This is a genomic window from Microbacterium sp. (assembly GCF_047602155.1).
Lineage (GTDB): Bacteria > Actinomycetota > Actinomycetes > Actinomycetales > Microbacteriaceae > Microbacterium.
Genome location: NZ_JASGHZ010000001.1, coordinates 1,836,220 through 1,854,583 on the forward strand (window position 1 = coordinate 1,836,220; position 18,364 = coordinate 1,854,583).

General features: G+C 69.0%; 12 protein-coding genes. 6 read left to right on the forward strand and 6 right to left on the reverse strand.

Going from position 1 to position 18,364, the window contains the following annotated elements; genetic code table 11:
* Positions 1-4: 4 nt before the first annotated feature.
* Entirely contained in the window at positions 5-2,923 is a 2,919-nt protein-coding gene (locus QM720_RS08320) for a LamG-like jellyroll fold domain-containing protein (protein ID WP_415125648.1), read from the reverse strand.
* A gap of 322 nt (positions 2,924-3,245) precedes the next feature.
* Here QM720_RS08320 and QM720_RS08325 point away from each other — a divergent pair, with 322 nt between their 5' ends.
* Together QM720_RS08325 and QM720_RS08330 are read left to right on the forward strand one after the other, a co-directional pair.
* On the forward strand, positions 3,246-4,826 hold the full coding sequence (locus tag QM720_RS08325; protein ID WP_415125649.1) for an RHS repeat-associated core domain-containing protein: 1,581 nt from the start codon (positions 3,246-3,248) through the stop codon (positions 4,824-4,826).
* Entirely contained in the window at positions 4,823-5,242 is a 420-nt protein-coding gene (locus QM720_RS08330) for a hypothetical protein (RefSeq protein ID WP_415125650.1), read from the forward strand. Before QM720_RS08325 ends, QM720_RS08330 begins: the two co-directional genes overlap by 4 nt.
* 419 nt (positions 5,243-5,661) lie before the next feature.
* On the opposite strand, the gene QM720_RS08335 is transcribed toward QM720_RS08330, so the two are convergent.
* The 3 genes from QM720_RS08335 to QM720_RS08345 all read right to left on the reverse strand — a co-directional run bounded on the left by QM720_RS08335 (position 5,662) and on the right by QM720_RS08345 (position 9,425).
* Positions 5,662-6,905, reverse strand: a protein-coding gene (locus QM720_RS08335; RefSeq protein ID WP_415125651.1) for an IS3 family transposase whose coding sequence is annotated in 2 segments (ribosomal slippage) — positions 5,662-6,599 and positions 6,599-6,905 — 1,245 coding nt in all. Because the reading frame shifts where the segments join, the coding sequence is not laid out codon by codon here.
* Positions 6,906-6,963: 58 nt separating this feature from the next.
* Positions 6,964-7,770, reverse strand: a complete 807-nt coding sequence (locus QM720_RS08340; RefSeq protein WP_415125652.1) for a hypothetical protein — start codon at positions 7,768-7,770, stop codon at positions 6,964-6,966.
* Between the two features lie 371 nt (positions 7,771-8,141).
* Complete coding sequence (locus QM720_RS08345) at positions 8,142-9,425, reverse strand: ATP-binding protein (protein WP_415125653.1); 1,284 nt, start codon at positions 9,423-9,425, stop codon at positions 8,142-8,144.
* Between the two features lie 177 nt (positions 9,426-9,602).
* Here QM720_RS08345 and QM720_RS08350 point away from each other — a divergent pair, with 177 nt between their 5' ends.
* Together QM720_RS08350 and glpK are read left to right on the forward strand one after the other, a co-directional pair.
* Positions 9,603-11,318, forward strand: a complete 1,716-nt coding sequence (locus tag QM720_RS08350) for an FAD-dependent oxidoreductase (protein ID WP_415125654.1) — start codon at positions 9,603-9,605, stop codon at positions 11,316-11,318.
* Between the two features lie 53 nt (positions 11,319-11,371).
* On the forward strand, positions 11,372-12,907 hold the full coding sequence (glpK, locus tag QM720_RS08355) for a glycerol kinase GlpK (RefSeq protein WP_415125655.1): 1,536 nt from the start codon (positions 11,372-11,374) through the stop codon (positions 12,905-12,907).
* Positions 12,908-12,919: 12 nt separating this feature from the next.
* On the opposite strand, the gene QM720_RS08360 is transcribed toward glpK, so the two are convergent.
* Positions 12,920-13,783, reverse strand: a complete 864-nt coding sequence (locus QM720_RS08360; protein WP_415125656.1) for an Fpg/Nei family DNA glycosylase — start codon at positions 13,781-13,783, stop codon at positions 12,920-12,922.
* Between the two features lie 158 nt (positions 13,784-13,941).
* Positions 13,942-14,946 (reverse strand): tryptophan--tRNA ligase, encoded by a 1,005-nt coding sequence (trpS, locus tag QM720_RS08365; protein ID WP_415125657.1) that lies wholly within the window; start codon positions 14,944-14,946, stop codon positions 13,942-13,944.
* Positions 14,947-15,111: 165 nt separating this feature from the next.
* On the opposite strand from trpS, the gene QM720_RS08370 reads away from it, so the two are divergent.
* On the forward strand, positions 15,112-15,942 hold the full coding sequence (locus QM720_RS08370; protein ID WP_415125658.1) for a pyruvate, water dikinase regulatory protein: 831 nt from the start codon (positions 15,112-15,114) through the stop codon (positions 15,940-15,942).
* 19 nt (positions 15,943-15,961) lie between these two features.
* Positions 15,962-18,331 (forward strand): phosphoenolpyruvate synthase, encoded by a 2,370-nt coding sequence (ppsA, locus tag QM720_RS08375; RefSeq protein WP_415125659.1) that lies wholly within the window; start codon positions 15,962-15,964, stop codon positions 18,329-18,331.
* Positions 18,332-18,364: the final 33 nt, after the last annotated feature.

Sequence of the window (18,364 nt, forward strand, 5' to 3'; positions counted from 1 at the left end):
GACATCAGTCGTTACCGGTCCCTTCCTGGCAGAGGTGCAGCACCTTCGTGGTGTCGATGGCCGGGCCGCCGATGACCTGGATGTCGTCGACCTTGCCGCGCCACGGCGCCGTTGACGTTCCCGCCGCCTTGGCTCGGCCGACCGTGAATGAGCCGAACGCCTTCCACGGTGTCGCCGACCTGGACTGCTGCGACGACACCGGCTCGAGGTCGCCCGGATCGTCCGGGTTGCCGATATCGCACACCCAGAGCCGGAGCTTGGGTGAGCCCGGCGTGGCCGTGTTGTATTCGCCCACGAGATGCATCCAGCGTCCGCGCTGCGCCGCCGCCGCGGAGTCGACGGAGGTGACCGTCGCCGTCGACGTATCCGCGTCGGCCATGCCGAACGACCAGCACCCGCTGCCGCCGGCGCAGCCTGGCTTGTAGCCGAGCGTGAATGCCGACTGCGACGCGCCATCCTGTGAGACGGCGACGAAGGTGCCCGTGCCGGATGCTGTCGCGTCGAGCCAGACGCGGGCCGACACCGCGAAGCCTGCCGAGGTGTCCACCGCGGGGGCAGCGGTGGCGTAGCCGGTCGTGCCGGCGAAGGCCAGCGCGCGGTCGGATCCGTTGATACCGAAGTCGGCAAGAGCCCCGTCGGTCCACGTCGCGCCGGAGATCGTCAGGGGATTCGCCGGCGTGGTGGTGCTCGTGTCCGCGCCGACGGTCCCTGCGCCGTCATCGAGCAGCCACACCGCCGACGCCTTCGGCGCGGCGACCGTGAACGCGTACACCGTCTGGTTCGACCAGTTGCCCGCGGCATCTCTCGCATCGACGGTAAGGGTCACGGGCCCATAGATCGGAGGCGCATACGTCACCTGCGCGTTGCCGTTCGCGTCGGGCGTCACGGTGCTGGCCACCGTCGCCGTGGAGAACTTGTACCGCAACTGCGTCACGTCCGTCGACGTACCCCTGCTCAGCGTGAAGAGTCCTGTGCGTCCGACGCCGCCGTTGACGCCGGTAGACAGGTACACGGCCTGCATGCCCGTGCTCACCGCCGTCACGGTCGGAGCGACCGGCTTGACCGTGTCAACGGTGAACTCGCACAGCGGCGAACTCCAGTTCGACCACTTTGCGCCATCGTTCGATTTGATCCGATACCCGTACGCGACGCCATCCGAGAGCGCCGGCGACACGGTCGCACTGACCGACGACCCGGCGGCGACGCCTGCCGGCGTCGCCGCCCAGACCTGGGTGACGGTGGACACGTTGAACACCTGGAAGCTCGGGTACACCGTGCCGCCGTCCGGGTCGGACAGCGTGCCCGTGATCGTAGGCGTCGCGGTGTTGATCGCCGGCCGGCTGGTGCCCGACACGCAGGCGGCGACAGGGTTGGTCAGCCGCACGTTCGTCGGAGCGGTCGGCGGCCGGTTATACGTGACGGCGAGCTTCGCGTCGTTGCGGAACCTCTTCCATCCGGCCATAGACGACTCGTCGCTGGCCTTCAGTCCCATCGTGATATTGTCGGCGTCGACGTCGGCGATGAGACGCAGCATGCCAAGCGCATTGAAATCGCGCCAGCCTTGCCCCTGTGCGCACCCGTCGCGTTGCGCACTCGTGTTCGAGGACTGATTCGAGAGATAGCCGAGAGTGCTCCACGTCGATGCGGAGGTGATGGGGGCCGTGTGCCACAGCTCGGTCGTCGCGGCGTTGCAGTTGTACGAGCTGACCCCGTAGACGCTCAGCGTCGCCGAGTCGATGTCCGAGCCGACGAGAGCAGCGATGCTCGACAGACCAGTGAACTGCCACACCAGCCGGCCGACGTAGTAGCTCACCCCGCACGACGACACACCCACGCATCGGCCGACGCCACCGCCCGGATACGACGGGCTGAGATCGGTGAACCGGTACATCGAACTCGTGTAGCCGCCCGTCCGCAACATCGTCCAATCCGCCGCACCGTGGCCGCTGAACCCCGGGTCGATGTGAACCGGCCAGGACGTGTCTTCGGCATCCAGGACGCTTTCGTCGGGGCTGAGCACCAGCGCAGACCCCTCCAGCCGGACGGGCATCTGTGCCACCACGTCGCCCGGCCAAGCCCACTCGGCGCGGTCGCCGTCGAGCGCAGCGGGCTTCTTCTCACCCGGCAGCACCGGATCGATCGGAAGCGCACCGGACGAGTCCCACATGTACGCCGGCGGCGCCTGGAACACGATGTTCCCGCCGTCGTCGGTGACCTGCACCGTGCCGTCATCCAGCGCGCGGGCGGTCAGGCCGTCGGAGAAAGCGAACGACAACGGAATCTCGAACCCGTCGCCGGGCAGCCCACGATCCTCGCGCGCCTGGGCGAGAGCATCACGGAACCATGTCGCAGCCTCCGGGTCGTCCAACTCGATCACCGGGGTGAAGCCCATGCCCGACGGCGAGATGTACGTCACGACCCGCACGCCGTCGTGCAGCGCATACGTCGCCCTGTTCCCGTCGACCGTCGGCTGCGGCAGAGGCAGCGGGAACCCGACTGTCAAGGTCTGCCCCGCTTCCGAGGTGATCGTGCCCAACGGCACCGCCGCATCGGTCGTGTCGGCCGTGTCACCGCCCGAGACCTGCAGCCGCGCCACCGGCGCCGCGACATCCATCAACCCTTCCGCGGAGCGCGACGCCACGATCGACGTGTCCACCGGCTCCCACGACCCGTTCACCTCCGTGCGGGTCGGAACCGCGGACACCTCCAGCACCGACTCGCCCGACGGCAGCACGTACGACGACGCCCACGGAGTCCGCTCGTCCAGCACCTCCACCCGGGTGTCGCACAGCACGGCAAGGCTGCCCGCGGCATCCACCGACTTCGCCGACGCGGTCGCACACGCCGCTGCCTTCACCGCCGCACTGACCGCGACCGGTTCCGCGGTCGCCGCCGAAGCCGACGACCCCACCGCCAACGTCACGACCAGAGCCGCAACGACCGCAGTCGCCGCCGCCGCACGCCCTCGAGCGCGATACCGCGGCGGCATCCGCACCCCACCCCCACCCGACGATGACGACGACGAACCGAACAGAACGCCCACGACGGCCTCCACGCTGAGACGATGGGCTCTTCGTGAACCCTCCTGGAGATAAAGTGACTCCAGAGGGCACATTCCTGACACCGACGCCGGAATCTTCTTCGAGAGCCGGTCACAGCCACCCCTCAGAGGTCGCGACACGCCCGGGTGCATTCGATGCGCGATATCGCCCACGGTTCGGTCTTCGCCACAGGCGGCGGGTTCGGTGACGCAGTCGGTCGTGACCGGCCCGGCGCCGTACTGGCAGCAGTTCTCGTATGACACGGTCGGCAACCGGACGCAGAAGGTGGTGCGTGCGGCGGCGGGGGCGACGACGACCGCGTACACGGTGGCGGCGGGTTCGCACCGGGTGTCGCAGGTGAAGGTGACGCCGCCGTCGGGCTCGGCGACGACGACGAGTGTGACGTGGGATGCGGCGGGCAATCAGACCACGTTCATCGGTGGGGCTTCGACGGGGACGTTGTCGTGGGATGCGGAGGGTGAGCTGGTCGCCTCGACCGGTCCCGGTGCGGGGTCGAACGTGTTCGACGCTGCGGGGGATCGGGTGATCCGCACGGACAGTGCGGGGGCGACGGTGTTCCTGCCGGGCGGGATGGAGGTGAAGGTCACCAGCGCGGGGGCGGTGTCGGCGTCGCGGTGGTATTCGTTCGCGGGCCGGACGGTGGCGGTGCGGACCGGGACGGGCATGGCGGGCGTGTCGTCTGTGGTCTGTGATCCTCAGGGGTCGCCGGTGGGCTGGGTGCCGAACACGAACTGGGCGGCGGGGGTGACGCGGGTGCGTAACGACCCGTTCGGGGCGCCACGGTCCACGGGTGGGACGGTGCAGGGGCACGGGTTCCTGGGGGCGAGTGTGGACGGGTCGACCCTGACCGCGTTGGGCGCGCGGTTCTACGACGCCGCGTCGGGGAGGTTCGTGTCGGTGGATCCGTTGCTGGATCGACTGAACACGGCCCAGTTCAACGCGTACGGTTACGCCGACAACAACCCCGTCACGTTCTCGGATCCGTCGGGGCTGATGCCCGGCATCAACAAGCTCCCCGACGGGGGGAGGTTCCGTCACCCCGGCATGACGATTTCCGCGCCTGCGTCGGCGGGCAAGACGGTGCCGACACCGAAGTCGGGTCCGCCGGTGGTTCCGGTCTCGACGGTGCCGGTGATCGGTGTGGGCGGGGGCACGGCGGCGTATTGGACGTTCTCGATCCCGGAGTACGTCAGCGCGTGCGGCGGGGCGTGTGACACGTCGGCGTTGCGGGCTGCGCAGTTCGCCGCGTCCAGCACGGGCGTGCACGGGGCGTTGATCGCGTGTGGTCTGCTGCCCGGGGCCGGTGAGCCCTGCGACGGGCTGGACTCCGTTGTCAGCCTCGTCGAGGGAGACACCGTCGGCGCCCTTCTCGGCGCCAGCAGCATGGCCCCCGGAGCCGGCGTCGTCCCGGCGATGGCCAGGATCGGTAGACTCGGCGAAAAACTCGCCGGCGGCGGCACAGACGCAGCAAAGACCGCAGACAACCTGTTGCCAGGGTTGCCTCCATCCGCGCCAAAACCCCTTGGTCTCGGGTCGACCGGGCGGATGGAGCCCAAGAATCTGACTGAGCAACTTGCGATGACTGAGGTGCGTTCGGCGCCCGCCGGAGCGCAGATTCAGCGTGTCACGATGGCTGACCCTCGTTGGTCTGCGTCGGAAGGATGGGTGAAGATGCAGCAGATCGTCAACGGCGTGAATGTCCACTATGTGCGCAACGTGGTGACGGGTGCGGTCGATGACTTCAAGTTCGTGATGCCGCGATGAGAGTCAACTGCGTTGCCAACGATCCGAAGGCGCTCGCTGACCACCAGCAGAGCCGGGCTGTGCCTTTCGAGGGCGTCTATCCGCTTACGGTCGGGAAGGTCTACGTTGCCGTCGGCATGACGATCGCTGAGCGGGCTCTCTATTTCCTCGTCCGCGACGATTCAGGTGGCCCCAGCTTCGTGCCCGCGGGCTTCTTCGAGCTGTTCACGGCACCGATCCCGGAGGGCTGGCGATTTGGTCTGGAGCTGGGAATACGCGCGACGGGACGGGAACTGTGGGCCGAACCCGGGGTCGCCACCTGGGGATATCCAGAACTCGTCGAAGATCCCGCGCACGTGCAGTCGTTGTTCGAGTTCGATCCGGATGCGCTGGACGTCTTCGAGGCACACATCGCCGCTGCTGAGGCTGCCAGTTGACCGCCGCCATCGAGGATCTTGAGACGAATATTGGTGACGAGGACGTGGATGGGTGGGGATGGATACGTCGACCTGCTGCTCTACCTACGCCTCGGGAACTTTGAGGATCTGCATCAGGCAGCCACTACATGGGCTGTGGCTGCGACCTACAGACGGAGCCTGCGCCGCGACAAGTTCAGGACCATTGCCGCAGTGAATCCGACTACTGCGGCAGCCCAGATCGGAACTGCTGAGCGTCGCGTAGGCGTCTCGGGGCGATCCGATGGTGCGGAGGTGACCGCTTCTGTGTCACTGTCCCGCCGAGTGAGCACATGCTCGACGGACGAAACGAGCAGCGCCACCGCGGCACCTGCAAGTAATGCGGATAGCCAGGCACGGGTGGGCCTTGACCCTCGATCGTGGACACGGTGTCGTTTCGTTTATGCCGCTTCCGTGAGGGTAGCTGACTTCGCGGCCGCGTAGGCGGTTTCGTAGGTGTTCGGGGTGATCTGGCCGATCGCGGAGTGGCGTCGGCGGGTGTTGTAGCGGTTTGCCCAGCGGAACACGGCGCGGTAGGCGGTGGCCTGCTCGGGGAACGCGGTAGCGCCTTCGAGGAGTTCGCGTTTCAGTGCGGCGTTGACGCTCTCCGCCAGTGAGTTGTCGGCACTCGACCCCACCGCGCCCATGGACTGCGTGACCTTCAGCCGTTCGCAGAGCTCGGCGTAGGCCTTCGAGGTGTAGACCGATCCGTGGTCGCTGTGGAACACGGTGCCGGCCAGCGACCCGCGATCACGGGCCGCTGCGTTCAGGGCGTCTTCGACGAGTTCGGTGCGCATGTGGTCGGCGATCTGCCAACCGGCGAGCTTCCGCGACCCGAGGTCGATCACGGTCGCGAGGTAGAGACTCGTGCCATCCGCGATCGGGAGGTAGGTGATATCGCCGACGTACCGGCGGTTCGGCTCACCGATCGAGAAGTCCCGACCGATGAGGTCAGGGAAGCGACGGCCAGACTGGTCAGGGATCGTCGTCTTCACCCGCCGGCGCAGCCGGATCCCGGCAAGCTTGTGCTCGCGCATCACCCGGGCGACCCGCTTGTGATTCACCCGCTCGGCGGGCGTGACGCCGTCGTTGAGGTCAGCGGTGATCCGGGGTGCCCCGTAGGCGCGGTCGCCGCCCTGGCCGGGGTCCTGCAGCACCCGGATGCGATCGGCGAGGGCCGCGTCGTCGGCCGCGCGAGCGGCGCGTCCCGGCGCTGCGGCAAGCCACGCGTAGTACGACGACCTTCCGATCTCGATGACCTCACACAACCGCTTCACGCAATAGGCGTCCTTGTGGTCCTCAACGAACTGGAAGCGGTTCACCAGTTCGTCTCCCCGGCGAAATACTTCGCCGCCTGACGGAGAATGTCCCGCTCCGTCTCCAGCTTGCGTTTCTCCGCCTCGGACGCGGCCAGCTCGGCCTCGAGCCGGATGATCCGTGCCGCCTGCGACTCCGACCGCCCCGACGCCGGCACCGACGTCGAAGCAGTCGTTGTCCCGGTGCCGTGCTTCTCGACCCATTCCCGCAACGCGCCGCGGGAGATCCCGAGGTCCGCCGCGATGCCCTTCACCGTCGCACCAGGCGTGGACTCATACAAATCCACCGCCCGCTGCCGGAAATCATCCGTGTAGTTCTTCCTTGCCATCCCTTGGATTCTCGCTTCCCCAGCGCCGTGCTGGAATCAGCGTGTCCAAGATCAGGGGTCAAGGGCCGGTAGCCTCGTCTGAGGCCGCCGCACTGTCTCTCACGAGCTGCACACCGTCTATCTGGTCCGCCGACTCCGTCTGACTCGCCCGCTCTGGGCTGGAGACGAATATGTACCTGTCGCTGGGATCTCGTGCCGAGGAACCCCCGAAGTGTTCCCTGGTGCTGACCTGCTTCACGCGACCTGCAATCTCCCAACCCAAGGGGAGCTCCAATGACTGGGACAGATTCGCTTGTACTTGATGCTCCAAGGACGCCCATATCGAGGAGGATGCGAGAAGCACCAGCCCCTGCGATCGCCTTTCGAACGTCGTTCCGATTCGCTGGCAAGATATACCGATCGCGTTGCTCGTCATCGTTGCTCGTTTGAAGGCCACGCCTTCGGCCTGAAGCGCCTCCGAGAGGCTGTACGACTCACCCGCGGTGATCACAAGCTCGACGCCGTCACGAAGCGAACGGTACGAAGCAGGGCTCCCTCCGGCAGCAGCTTGTACCCCCGACCCGCAGTACCAATCGGCATCGCCTCTGACGTTGCCTTCAGTCAAGCGGAGATGGACCTTAGCTGAATCGGCGCCTGTGAGCGCGATCGTCACGTACTCCCACTCTGCCTCTACATGATGGTCAACAAGTACGCTTCGATAGCTCCCGCCGGTCTCCGCCGCCACGATGTCGAACGCGATTCGGTCTGACCTGTAGCCTGTGAGATCACCGACGGGCATTAAGAAGCTCCACGCCATTGCAAGCGCGATTGCCATCATTGCGACACCGACGACACCCGCAATGATCCAGCGAACCCTCGCTTCCATGGTGTGAGCTTACGGGCGGGGAAGGGCTGGCCGCTGCGCCGCGTACGTAACGGTGCTATGGGCTTCGCCTCGACCGGATCAGTTGCTGGTCGAGGAGGAGCTACCTACTGCCCTGCTGAAGCGCAGCAGGAAGTAGTCAACACTCTGGCGTCGGCGGGGAAGGCCGTGCCGGTGCCGATTCAGGTCCGTTGATGGCGTTAGGGCCGAGTCCCACGACGACGCGGGAGTCTCGGCCCTTCCTTCCTCACACCCCTCGGGGGGAGGCACGCATCCAGGATAGCACCGGCGTTCTCTTGCGCGGGCGAGAGGTGATTCGTCACCGAATTTGATCTCAGCAAGTGAGGCATTTCATGAATGAGGCACATCGGCGCTCACCAGCCCAGCAGCGCGGCCGGGACCACGGCGATGCCGTCGCGGCGCCGGTAGGCGACCGGACCTGTCGTGATCACGGCGGCATCCGTGAGCTCGGCGCCCATGCGACCTTGGAGCCAGCGCAGGTGACGGACATCCTCGTCGGAAACGGACGGCGTCAGCTTCACCTCGAGCGCAACCGTGCGGCGGGCGCGATGCACGATGAGATCGACCTCGTGGTCGCCGTTGCGGGTACGGAGGTGGCCCACTCGCGCGCCAGCGTGCACGGCGTACGTCTGCACGCTCAGACCGACCAGCGCCTCGAACATCCGGCCGAGGACCGTCCCATGACCGGCCCCGACGCGCGTGACGATCGGGTCTGCCTCGGGAGCGCCGTCCAGGAGATCGTCGGTGTCGATCCCCAGCAGCCGACATGCCAGCGCGGGGTCGGCGAGAGCGTGCACGGGGCTCTGACCGAGTCGTCCGAGGTCGGTGGCTCCGGGCGCCCACGGTTCGACCGGGTCGAGCAGCCACAGGCTCTGCAGCACATCGCGGTACGCGATGGTGGTCGTCTTGGCGGGCTTGTCCGTCTCGCCGGGCGTCGCGGCATCGAGGATCTTTGCGTAGCTCGCCGTCGTGCTGGTCGCGGCGGCGTAGGCGCGCAGCCAGCGCCGAAGGGTTTCGGGGGCACGCACGGCACGTCCTTGGTCGGCGAACTCGCGCTGTACGACGTTGTCGATGTAGGAGTCGAGTTGCAGCGCACGACCGCGCGGGCTGAGGCGACGGATGCCGGGGAACCCTGAACCGGTGATCTCATCGACATAGCCGCGCACAGTGACGGGGCTCTCTCCCGTGATGTCGGCCGTGCCGCCGAGCAGTGAATCGAGTGAGATCGTGGGGGCCACGAGTGCCCGTTCGGCGAGCGACATCGGTCGCATGCGGAGGGCCGCGATACGGCCCGCGCCCGAGTGGATCGTCGCACCGCGGGGGCTGGCGCTGCCGGTGAGGATGATGCTGCCGCTCGGCGCGCCGTCGTCGACCCAGCGGCGCACGTCGTCCCACGCGCGCGGTGCACGCTGCCATTCGTCGAGCAGAACGGGTCGGGCGGCGGTGCGCAGCCGGCCCGGGTCTGCGTCGAAGAACTCCCGCTGGACCGGGTCGTCGAGGCGCAGCACCGTCGTGGCGACGCGCTGCGCGCTCGCCGTCTTCCCGACCCCCTTGGGGCCATTGATCGCCACCGCCGGCAACTCGGCGAGAGCGACGTCGAGCTGGTCGTCGATTGCGCGCGGGAGATAGGCGGTCACGTCCCTAAGCTACCATTAGCAGATGATCTAGGCTACCGTTAGCAGGATTTCTGGGCTACCGTTCGCAGGAGCGATCCGAGGGCGCTCGGGGTCGTCATGCTCTGCCGGTCACAGACTCCGCGGCGATCCGCCTGTCGTTCTCCTGCACGGCTTAGCCTGGTACGGGAGAGGGGAACGATGACCACGGGTGCCGGGGCGCTGCGCGACAGGCCATATGCCGATGTGCTGATCATCGGCGGGGGCATCAACGGGCTCGCGACGCTGCGCGACCTCGCGCTGCAGGGCGTGGACGTCGCCCTCGTCGAGCGCGGCGACTTCGTCAGCGGGGCGTCGGCGGCGTCGAGCCACATGATCCACGGCGGCATCCGGTACCTGGAGAACGGCGAGTTCCGGCTCGTGCACGAGGCGGTCACCGAGCGGGGCGCGCTGCTGAAGACCGCGCCGCACTACGTCCGGCCGTTGCAGACGACGATCCCGATCTACACGACGTTCTCCGGTGTGCTGTCGGCGCCGCTGCGGTTCCTGCGCCACGGCAAGGGCCCCGCGCACGAGCGCGGGGCGGCGCTCATCAAGATCGGGCTCGTGATCTACGACTCGTTCTCCCGCGGCGGCGGCCTCTTCGGCAAGGGCTCCGTGCCGCGGCACGCCTTCCACGGACGCAAGCGCTCGCTGCAGCAGCTGCCGCAGCTGAACCCGGCGGTCAAGTACACCGCGACCTACTGGGACGCCTCGCTCCACGACCCCGAGCGCCTCGCCCTCGACGTGCTGCGCGACGGGCTGCGGGCGGGGGAGCGCGGCGGCACCGCGCGCGCCGCGAACTACACGGCCGCGGTCGGAGCCGCCGGCGGCAAGGTGGTCCTGAGCGACAGCGACGGCGAGTTCGTGTTCGCGGCATCCGTCGTCGTCAACGCCTCGGGCCCGTGGACCGACCTCACCAACGCCGCCCTCGGCGACCGCACGCGCTACATGGGCGGCACGAAGGGCTCGCACATCGTGCTCGAGCACGACGAGCTGCTGGCCGCCACCGGCGGCCGCGAGCTGTTCTTCGAGCACTCCGACGGGCGCATCGTGCTCATCTACCCGCTGGGGGGTCGCGTCCTCGTCGGGACGACCGACCTGGAGCACGACATGCGCGAGCCGATCGTGTGCACCGAGGCGGAGGTCGACTACTTCTTCGACCTGATCGGGCATGTGTTCCCCGGCATCCCGGTCGACCGCTCGCAGATCGCGTACCGCTTCGCGGGCGTACGGCCGCTGCCGGGGCACGGCGACCTCGCGCCCGGGTTCGTCTCGCGCGACTACCGCATCGAAGCGCAGCGGCTGGGCGATGCGCCGGATGCCGCGACCGTGCTGAGCCTCGTCGGCGGCAAATGGACGACGTTCCGCGCGTCGGCGGCGCACCTGACCGACCGCGTTCTCGACCTCCTCGCGCGCCCCCGCATCCGCAGCACGAAGGGGCTGCCGATCGGCGGCGGTGCGGGCTACCCGACCTCTGAGCGGGCGCGGCGGCAGTGGATCGCGATCCACGCGGATGCCGTCGGCTTCGCCCGCGCCGCGACACTGCTCGACCGCTACGGCACGGTCGCCGCCGACGTCATCGCCGCGCTCGCGCCCGACGACGAGCCGCTCGCCACCGCCCCCGGCTACAGCCGCGACGAACTGCGCCACCTCGCCGCGACCGAGCAGGTCGTGCACCTCGACGACGTGCTCATGCGGCGCACGGCGCTCGCGTTCCTCGGGCTCGCGACACCCGAGGCCGCCGCCGAGGTCGCCGCCGCGATCGCCCCCGTGCTGGGGTGGGACGCCGCGACCTGCGCCGCCGAGGTCGACCGCGCGCTCGCCGCCGTGCATGCCGCCGAGGGCGCGGTCACCGGGCCCGCCGTCATGCGGTGACCGGTAGCGTGGCGTTCATCCCGCAAACTCCATCGCGATCTCAAGGAGGAGACGTGGCAGAGCATGTCATCGCCCTCGACCAGGGCACGACCTCGACGCGTGCGATCGTCTTCGACCGGTCGGGGTCGATCCGCGGTTCGGCGCAGCGTGAGCATCAGCAGATCTTCCCGCGCGCCGGCCGGGTCGAACACGACCCGGTGGAGATCTGGACCAACACGCAGTGGGTGCTCTCGCGGGTGCTCGAATCGGCCCGGCTCGCGGCGGGCGACATCGCGGCGATCGGCGTCACGAACCAGCGCGAGACTGTCATCGTCTGGGACCAGCGCACCGGGCGGCCCGTCCACAACGCCCTCGTCTGGCAGGACACCCGCACGCAGCCCGAGATCGACCGGCTCATCGCCGAGCGCGGCGCCGACGCCTTCGCCGAGCAGACCGGGCTGCCGCTGGCCGCCTACTTCTCCGCCTCCAAGGTCGCCTGGATCCTCGACCACGTCGACGGCGCCCGCGCGGCGGCCGATGCCGGCCACCTCCTGTTCGGCACGCCCGACACCTGGCTCATCTGGAACCTCACCGGCGGTCGTGACGGCGGCATCCACGTCACGGATGTCACCAACGCCAGCCGGACGCTCCTCATGGACCTCGTCACCCTCGACTGGGACGACGACCTGCTCGCCCAGTGGCGCATTCCCCGCGCGATGCTGCCGCAGATCCGCTCGTCCTCCGAGGTCGTCGGCTCGACGTCGCTGCCCGGGCCGCTGCGCGGCATCCCTCTGGCGGGGATCCTCGGCGACCAGCAGGCGGCGACCTTCGGGCAGGCCGCGTTCGAGGCCGGCGAATCGAAGAACACCTATGGCACCGGCAACTTCCTGCTGGTGGGCACCGGCACCGAGATCGTGCGCTCGCGCGCGGGGCTCATCACGACGGTCGCCTATCGGCTCGGCGACGCGCCCGCGCACTACGCGCTGGAGGGCTCGATCGCCGTCACCGGATCGCTCGTGCAGTGGCTGCGCGACAACCTCGGCATCATCGAGACGTCCGCCGACGTGGAACGGCTGGCGGCATCCGTCGACGACAACGGCGGCGCCTACTTCGTGCCGGCGTTCTCGGGGCTGTTCGCGCCGTACTGGCGGCCGGATGCGCGCGGCGCGCTCGTCGGGCTGACGCGGTACGTCACGAAGGCGCACATCGCCCGGGCGGCGCTGGAATCGACCGCGTTCCAGTCGCGCGATGTCATCGATGCCGTCGTCGCCGACACCGGCGTCGCCCTCGCCGAGTTGCGCGTCGACGGCGGGATGACCCGCAACGAGGTGCTCATGCAGTTACAGGCCGACATCCTCGGCGTGCCCGTCGTGCGACCGCGGGTCGTCGAGACCACGGCGCTCGGCGCCGCCTACGCCGCGGGGCTCGCCGTCGGCTTCTGGTCGGGCTTCGACGAGCTGCGCGCGAACTGGCGGGAAGACCGGCGCTTCGAACCGCGGATGGATGCCGACGAGCGCGAGCGCCGCTACCGCCAGTGGCAGAAGGCCGTCTCGAAGTCGCTGGACTGGGTCGACGACGATGCCCACCTGCTGCTGGACACCGTCGACTGAGCCGCGGCGTTCCTACTTCAGCAACCGGCTGAGCCGCCGGTCGGCGAGCAGCTTGCCGCCGGTCTGACACGTCGGGCAGTACTCGAGCGAGTTGTCGGCGAAGAAGACCGATCTCACCTCGTCGCCGCAGACGGGGCATGCCTGGCCGCGACGACCGTGGACGGCCATCCCGCGGCGCTTGGCATCCTTCAGTTCCGCCGGCGGCTTGCCGGATGCCGTGGTCACCGCCTCGGTCAGCGTCGCGTGGATCGCACCGTACAGGCGGTCGATCTCGGCGTCGTCGAGGCTCGCGGCGAGGGCGTACGGCGACATGTGCGCGGCGTGCAGGATCTCGTCCGAATAGGCGTTGCCGATGCCCGCGACGATCGACTGGTCGCGCAGCACCCCCTTGATCTGCGTGCGGCGACCGGCCAACAGCCCGGCAAGGGCGTCGCGGGTGAAGGCGGCATCGAGCGGGTCGGGGCCGAGGCGGGCGATGCCGGGCACATCCTGCGGGTCGCGGGCCGCATAGACCGCGAGCGACTTCTTCGTGCCGGCCTCGGTGAGGTCGAACCCCGAACCGTCGTCGAAGCCGACGCGCAGCGCGATCGGCGTCTTTCCGGGGCGAAGCGTCGTCGCCGGAAGCCGGTCGTACCAGCGCAGCCATCCCGCCTTGGCGAGATGGAACACGAGATGGATGCCGGCATCCATCCTCAGGTCGACGAACTTGCCGTGGCGTGCGGCCGAGACCACCGTCGTGCGCTTCAGGGCGTCGATCGGCGGGTCGTAGGTCTTCAGCGCCGCGATGTTCGCGACGGTCACCGTGGTGACCGTCAGCCCCGTCGCGCGCTCGCCGAGGAAGTCGACGAGCCCCTGCACCTCCGGCATCTCCGGCATGCCCTCATCCTCCCACCGGTCAGGCTGTCGCGGCATCCGCCGTGGAAGTCTGAGGAGCCTGCGGGTTTCTGAGGGGCCTTTCGCCTGGATGCCTCCTCAGAACCCGGTATCTCCTCAGTTTTCGACGCGCGCGGGCGCACCGTGCCCGCGGACCGGGCTCAGCGGCGGCGCAGCAGCCCGACCTTGTCGTACACGTCGGCGAGCGTCGCGTCGGCGACCTCCGCCGCCCGGTCGGCATTGGCCGCCAGCACCCGGTCGAGCTCGGCCGGGTCGGCCAGCAGCTCGAGAGCCCGCGCGCGCACCGGCCCGAACTCGTTCACGACGACCTCGGCGAGCCCCTTCTTGAAGTCCCCGTAGCCGCGACCGGCGTACTCGTCCTCGATCGCCGGGATCTGCCGTCCGGTCAGCGCCGCGTAGATCACGAGCAGGTTCGACACGCCGGGTTTGGCCTCCCGGTCGTAGCGGACGGCGCCCTCGCTGTCGGTGACGGCGCGCATGATCTTCTTCGCCGAGACGGCGGGGTCATCGAGCAGCCAGAGCACCCCGGCATCCGATTCGGCGGACTTGCTCATCTTCGCGGTCGGGTTCTGCAGGTCGTAGATGCGCGCCGTGTCCTGCTGGATCATCGGCATCGGCACCCGGAACGCCTCGCCGAAGCGCCCGTTGAACCGCTCCGCGAGGTCGCGGGTGAGCTCGACGTGCTGCTTCTGGTCGTCGCCGACCGGCACGATGTCGGCCTGGTACAGCAGGATGTCGGCCGCCATCAGCACGGGGTAGGTGAACAGCCCGACGTTGGTCTGGTCGGCGCCGTAGCGGGCCGACTTGTCCTTGAACTGCGTCATGCGGCTCGCCTCGCCGTACCCGGTGATCGTCGACAGCACCCAGGCGAGTTCCGCGTGCGCGGGCACGTGCGACTGCACGTACAGCGTCGAGCGCTCGGGCTCGATGCCCGCCGCGATGTACTGCGCCGCCGTGCGGCGGGTCTTCTCGCGCCGCTCCGCCGGGTCGTTCGGCTGGGTCAGGGCGTGCAGGTCGACGACCGAGAAGAACGCCTCGTAGGCCTCCTGCAGGTCGCGCCACTGCAACAGCGCCCCGATGTAGTTGCCGACCTGGAGCGAGTCGGCCGAGGGCTGCATGCCGGAGTAGAGGCGGGGCCTGGTCATCCCTCAATCCTACGGGCGGGACGGATGCCGCCTCCGCGGCCCGGCGAATTTGCCGAAGACGAAAGAACAGCAGAATCTTCGACGCTTCTCGACAGAAATAGCCGAGAACAGCCGCGTAGCGTCGCAGACAGGACGAGTCTTTCCGCATCGACGAGGTACCGGAGCATGAGCGAACCGAGCGTTTCCCCGCCCACGGCGTCGCGCGCGGCGTACTTCGTGTCGGACAGCACCGGCATCACCGCCGAGACGCTGGGCAATGCCCTGCTGGCGAACTTTCCCGGCATCCGGTTCGTGCGCCGCACGATCCCCTTCGTCGACACCGAAGCCGGCGCCCGGGCCGTCGCGGCCGAGATCGACGCGGCGGCGGGCGGCCCGCCGATCGTCTTCACGACGGTGAAGCAGCCCGCGCTGCGGGACATCCTCGCCGGGGCGCGGGGATCGATCGTCGACCTGCTCGCCGGCCACCTGACCGAGGTCGAGCGCGCGCTCGGGGTCACCGCGTCGGAACAGCTCGGTCAGTACCACGGCGTCGGCGACATGCACGCGTACCTCGCCCGCATGCGGGCGGTGGAGTACGCGATCGAGCACGACGACGGCCAGACCAGCCGCGCGCTCGACGCGGCGAACGTGATCATCATCGCGCCGAGCCGGTGCGGCAAGACCCCGACGACGATGTACCTCGCGCTGCAGTACGGGCTGCTCGTCGCCAACTATCCGCTGACCGAAGACGACTTCCCCTCCGAGCGCCTGCCGCGCACCATCGCCCCGTACGCCGCGCGCTGCTTCGGCCTCACGACGACACCGCTGCGGCTGAGCCAGGTGCGCCACGAACGCCGCCCCGCGTCGCGCTACGCGAGCCTCGAGCAGTGCACCGTCGAGCTGCGCCGCGCCGAGGATCTGTACCGGCGCCACCACATCCCGTTCCTCAACTCCGCCACCAAGAGCGTGGAGGAGATGTCCGCCGTCATCATGCAGACCATGAAGCTGCGTGCCTGACCCACCGAAAGGGCTCCCGATGAGCAACATCCTCTGGTTCCACGAGATCGGCATGGCCGACCTTCCGCAGGTCGGCGGCAAGAACGCCTCGCTCGGCGAGATGGTGTCGGGCCTGGCCCACTCCGGCGTGCGCGTGCCGGGCGGATTCGCCACGACGGCCGATGCCTACCGGCGCTTCCTCGCGGGCGGCGGCCTCGACGCGCGCATCGAGGCGGCCGTCGGCGCGCTCGACATCGAGGATGTCGCCGAGCTCGCCCGTGTCGGCGCCGAGATCCGCGGCTGGATCGAGCAGCAGGCCTTCCCCGCCGACCTCGAGCGCGACATCCGCGACGCGTACGCCGAGCTGATCGCGCGCGATCCCGACCCGGATACCGTCACCTGGGCGGTCCGCTCCAGCGCGACCGCCGAAGACCTGCCCGACGCCTCGTTCGCCGGGCAGCAGGAGACGTTCCTCAACATCGGCGGCATCGACAACATCCTGCACGCCGTGGCCCGCGTGTTCGCGTCGCTGTACAACGACCGCGCCATCGCCTACCGCACCCACCACGGCTTCTCGCACCACGACGTCGCGCTGTCGGCCGGCGTGCAGCGCATGGTGCGCTCCGACATCGGCGCGTCCGGCGTGATGTTCACCGTCGACACCGAGTCGGGCTTCGACGGCGCCGTGTTCATCACGAGCTCGTACGGCCTCGGCGAGGCGGTCGTGCAGGGGGCCGTGAACCCCGACGAGTTCTACGTCTACAAGACGGCGCTGCGCGCGGGCCGCCCGGCGATCCTCAAGCGGCAGCTGGGCGAGAAGGCCATCGCGATGCGCTACACCGGTGCCACCGGCGTCGACGCCTCCACCGCGTTCGAAGACGTCCCGCACGCCGACCGCCTGCACTTCAGCATCACCGACGCGGAGGTCGAAGAGCTCGCCCGGCACGCGCTGACGATCGAGGAGCACTACGGCCGGCCGATGGACATCGAGTGGGCGCGCGACGGCGTGGACCGGCGCCTGTACATCCTGCAGGCGCGCCCCGAGACCGTCGTCTCCCGCGCCGACGGCAACGTCATCCGCCGGTTCGTGCTGCGCGAACGCGGCGAGGTGCTCGTCACCGGCCGCGCCATCGGGCAGAAGATCGGTGCGGGCGCGGTGCGGGTGCTCGCCGACATCTCCGAGATGGAGCACTTCCGTCCCGGCGACGTGCTCGTGGCCGACATGACCGATCCCGACTGGGAGCCCATCATGAAGCGTGCCTCCGCGATCGTCACCAACCGCGGCGGGCGCACGTGTCACGCGGCGATCATCGCGCGCGAGCTCGGCATCCCGGCCGTCGTCGGCACCGGCAGTGCGACGACCGACCTGCACGACGGCACACCGGTCACCGTGTCGTGCGCCGAAGGCGACGACGGGCTGGTCTATGCGGGGCTCCTCGACTTCGTCGAAGAGGAGACCAAGCTCGACGCCATGCCGCCGATCCCGGTCAGGCTGATGATGAACGTCGGCACCCCCGATCAGGCGTTCTCGTTCTCGAAGCTCCCCAATCGCGGGGTCGGGCTCGCGCGCCTCGAGTTCATCGTCAACCGGCAGATCGGCATCCATCCTCGCGCCCTGCTCGAACGCGAGACGCTGCCGGATGCCGCACGCCGCGAGGTCGACGAGCGCGTCGCCGCGTACGCGTCGCCGCGCGACTACTTCGTCGAGCGGGTCGCCGAGGGCATCTCGATGATCGCCGCGGCGTTCGCGCCCGAGCCCGTGATCGTCCGGATGAGCGACTTCAAGTCGAACGAGTACGCGGGCCTGCTCGGCGGCGACCTGTTCGAGCCCGTCGAGGAGAACCCGATGCTCGGCTGGCGCGGCGCCGCCCGGTACGTCTCGCCCGAGTTCCGCGCGTGCTTCGACATGGAGTGCGCCGCGCTGCGGCACGTGCGCGACGAGATGGGCCTGACCAACGTGAAGATCATGGTGCCGTTCGTACGCACCGTCGCGGAGGGTCAGGCCGTCGTCGCACTGCTCGCCGAGAATGGCCTGCGCCGCGGCGAGAACGGGCTCGAGATCGTCATGATGTGCGAGATCCCCTCCAACGCGCTGCTGGCCGACGAGTTCCTCGACCACTTCGACGGGTTCTCCATCGGCTCGAACGACATGACGCAGCTCGTGCTGGGGCTCGACCGCGACTCGGCGCTGGTCGCCGCCACGTTTGACGAGCGCAACCCCGCGGTGCTGAAGGTGCTGGAGCTGGCGATCGCGGCATGCCGCCGGCGCGGCAAGTACATCGGCATCTGCGGGCAGGGACCGTCGGACCATCCCGACCTCGCCGAATGGCTCGTGGGGCAGGGCATCGAGTCGATCTCGCTGAACCCCGACACGGTCGTGGAGACCTGGATGCGGCTCGCCGCCGGGTGACGCCGACGCTCGGCCGTCGCGCGGCGGCGCGGC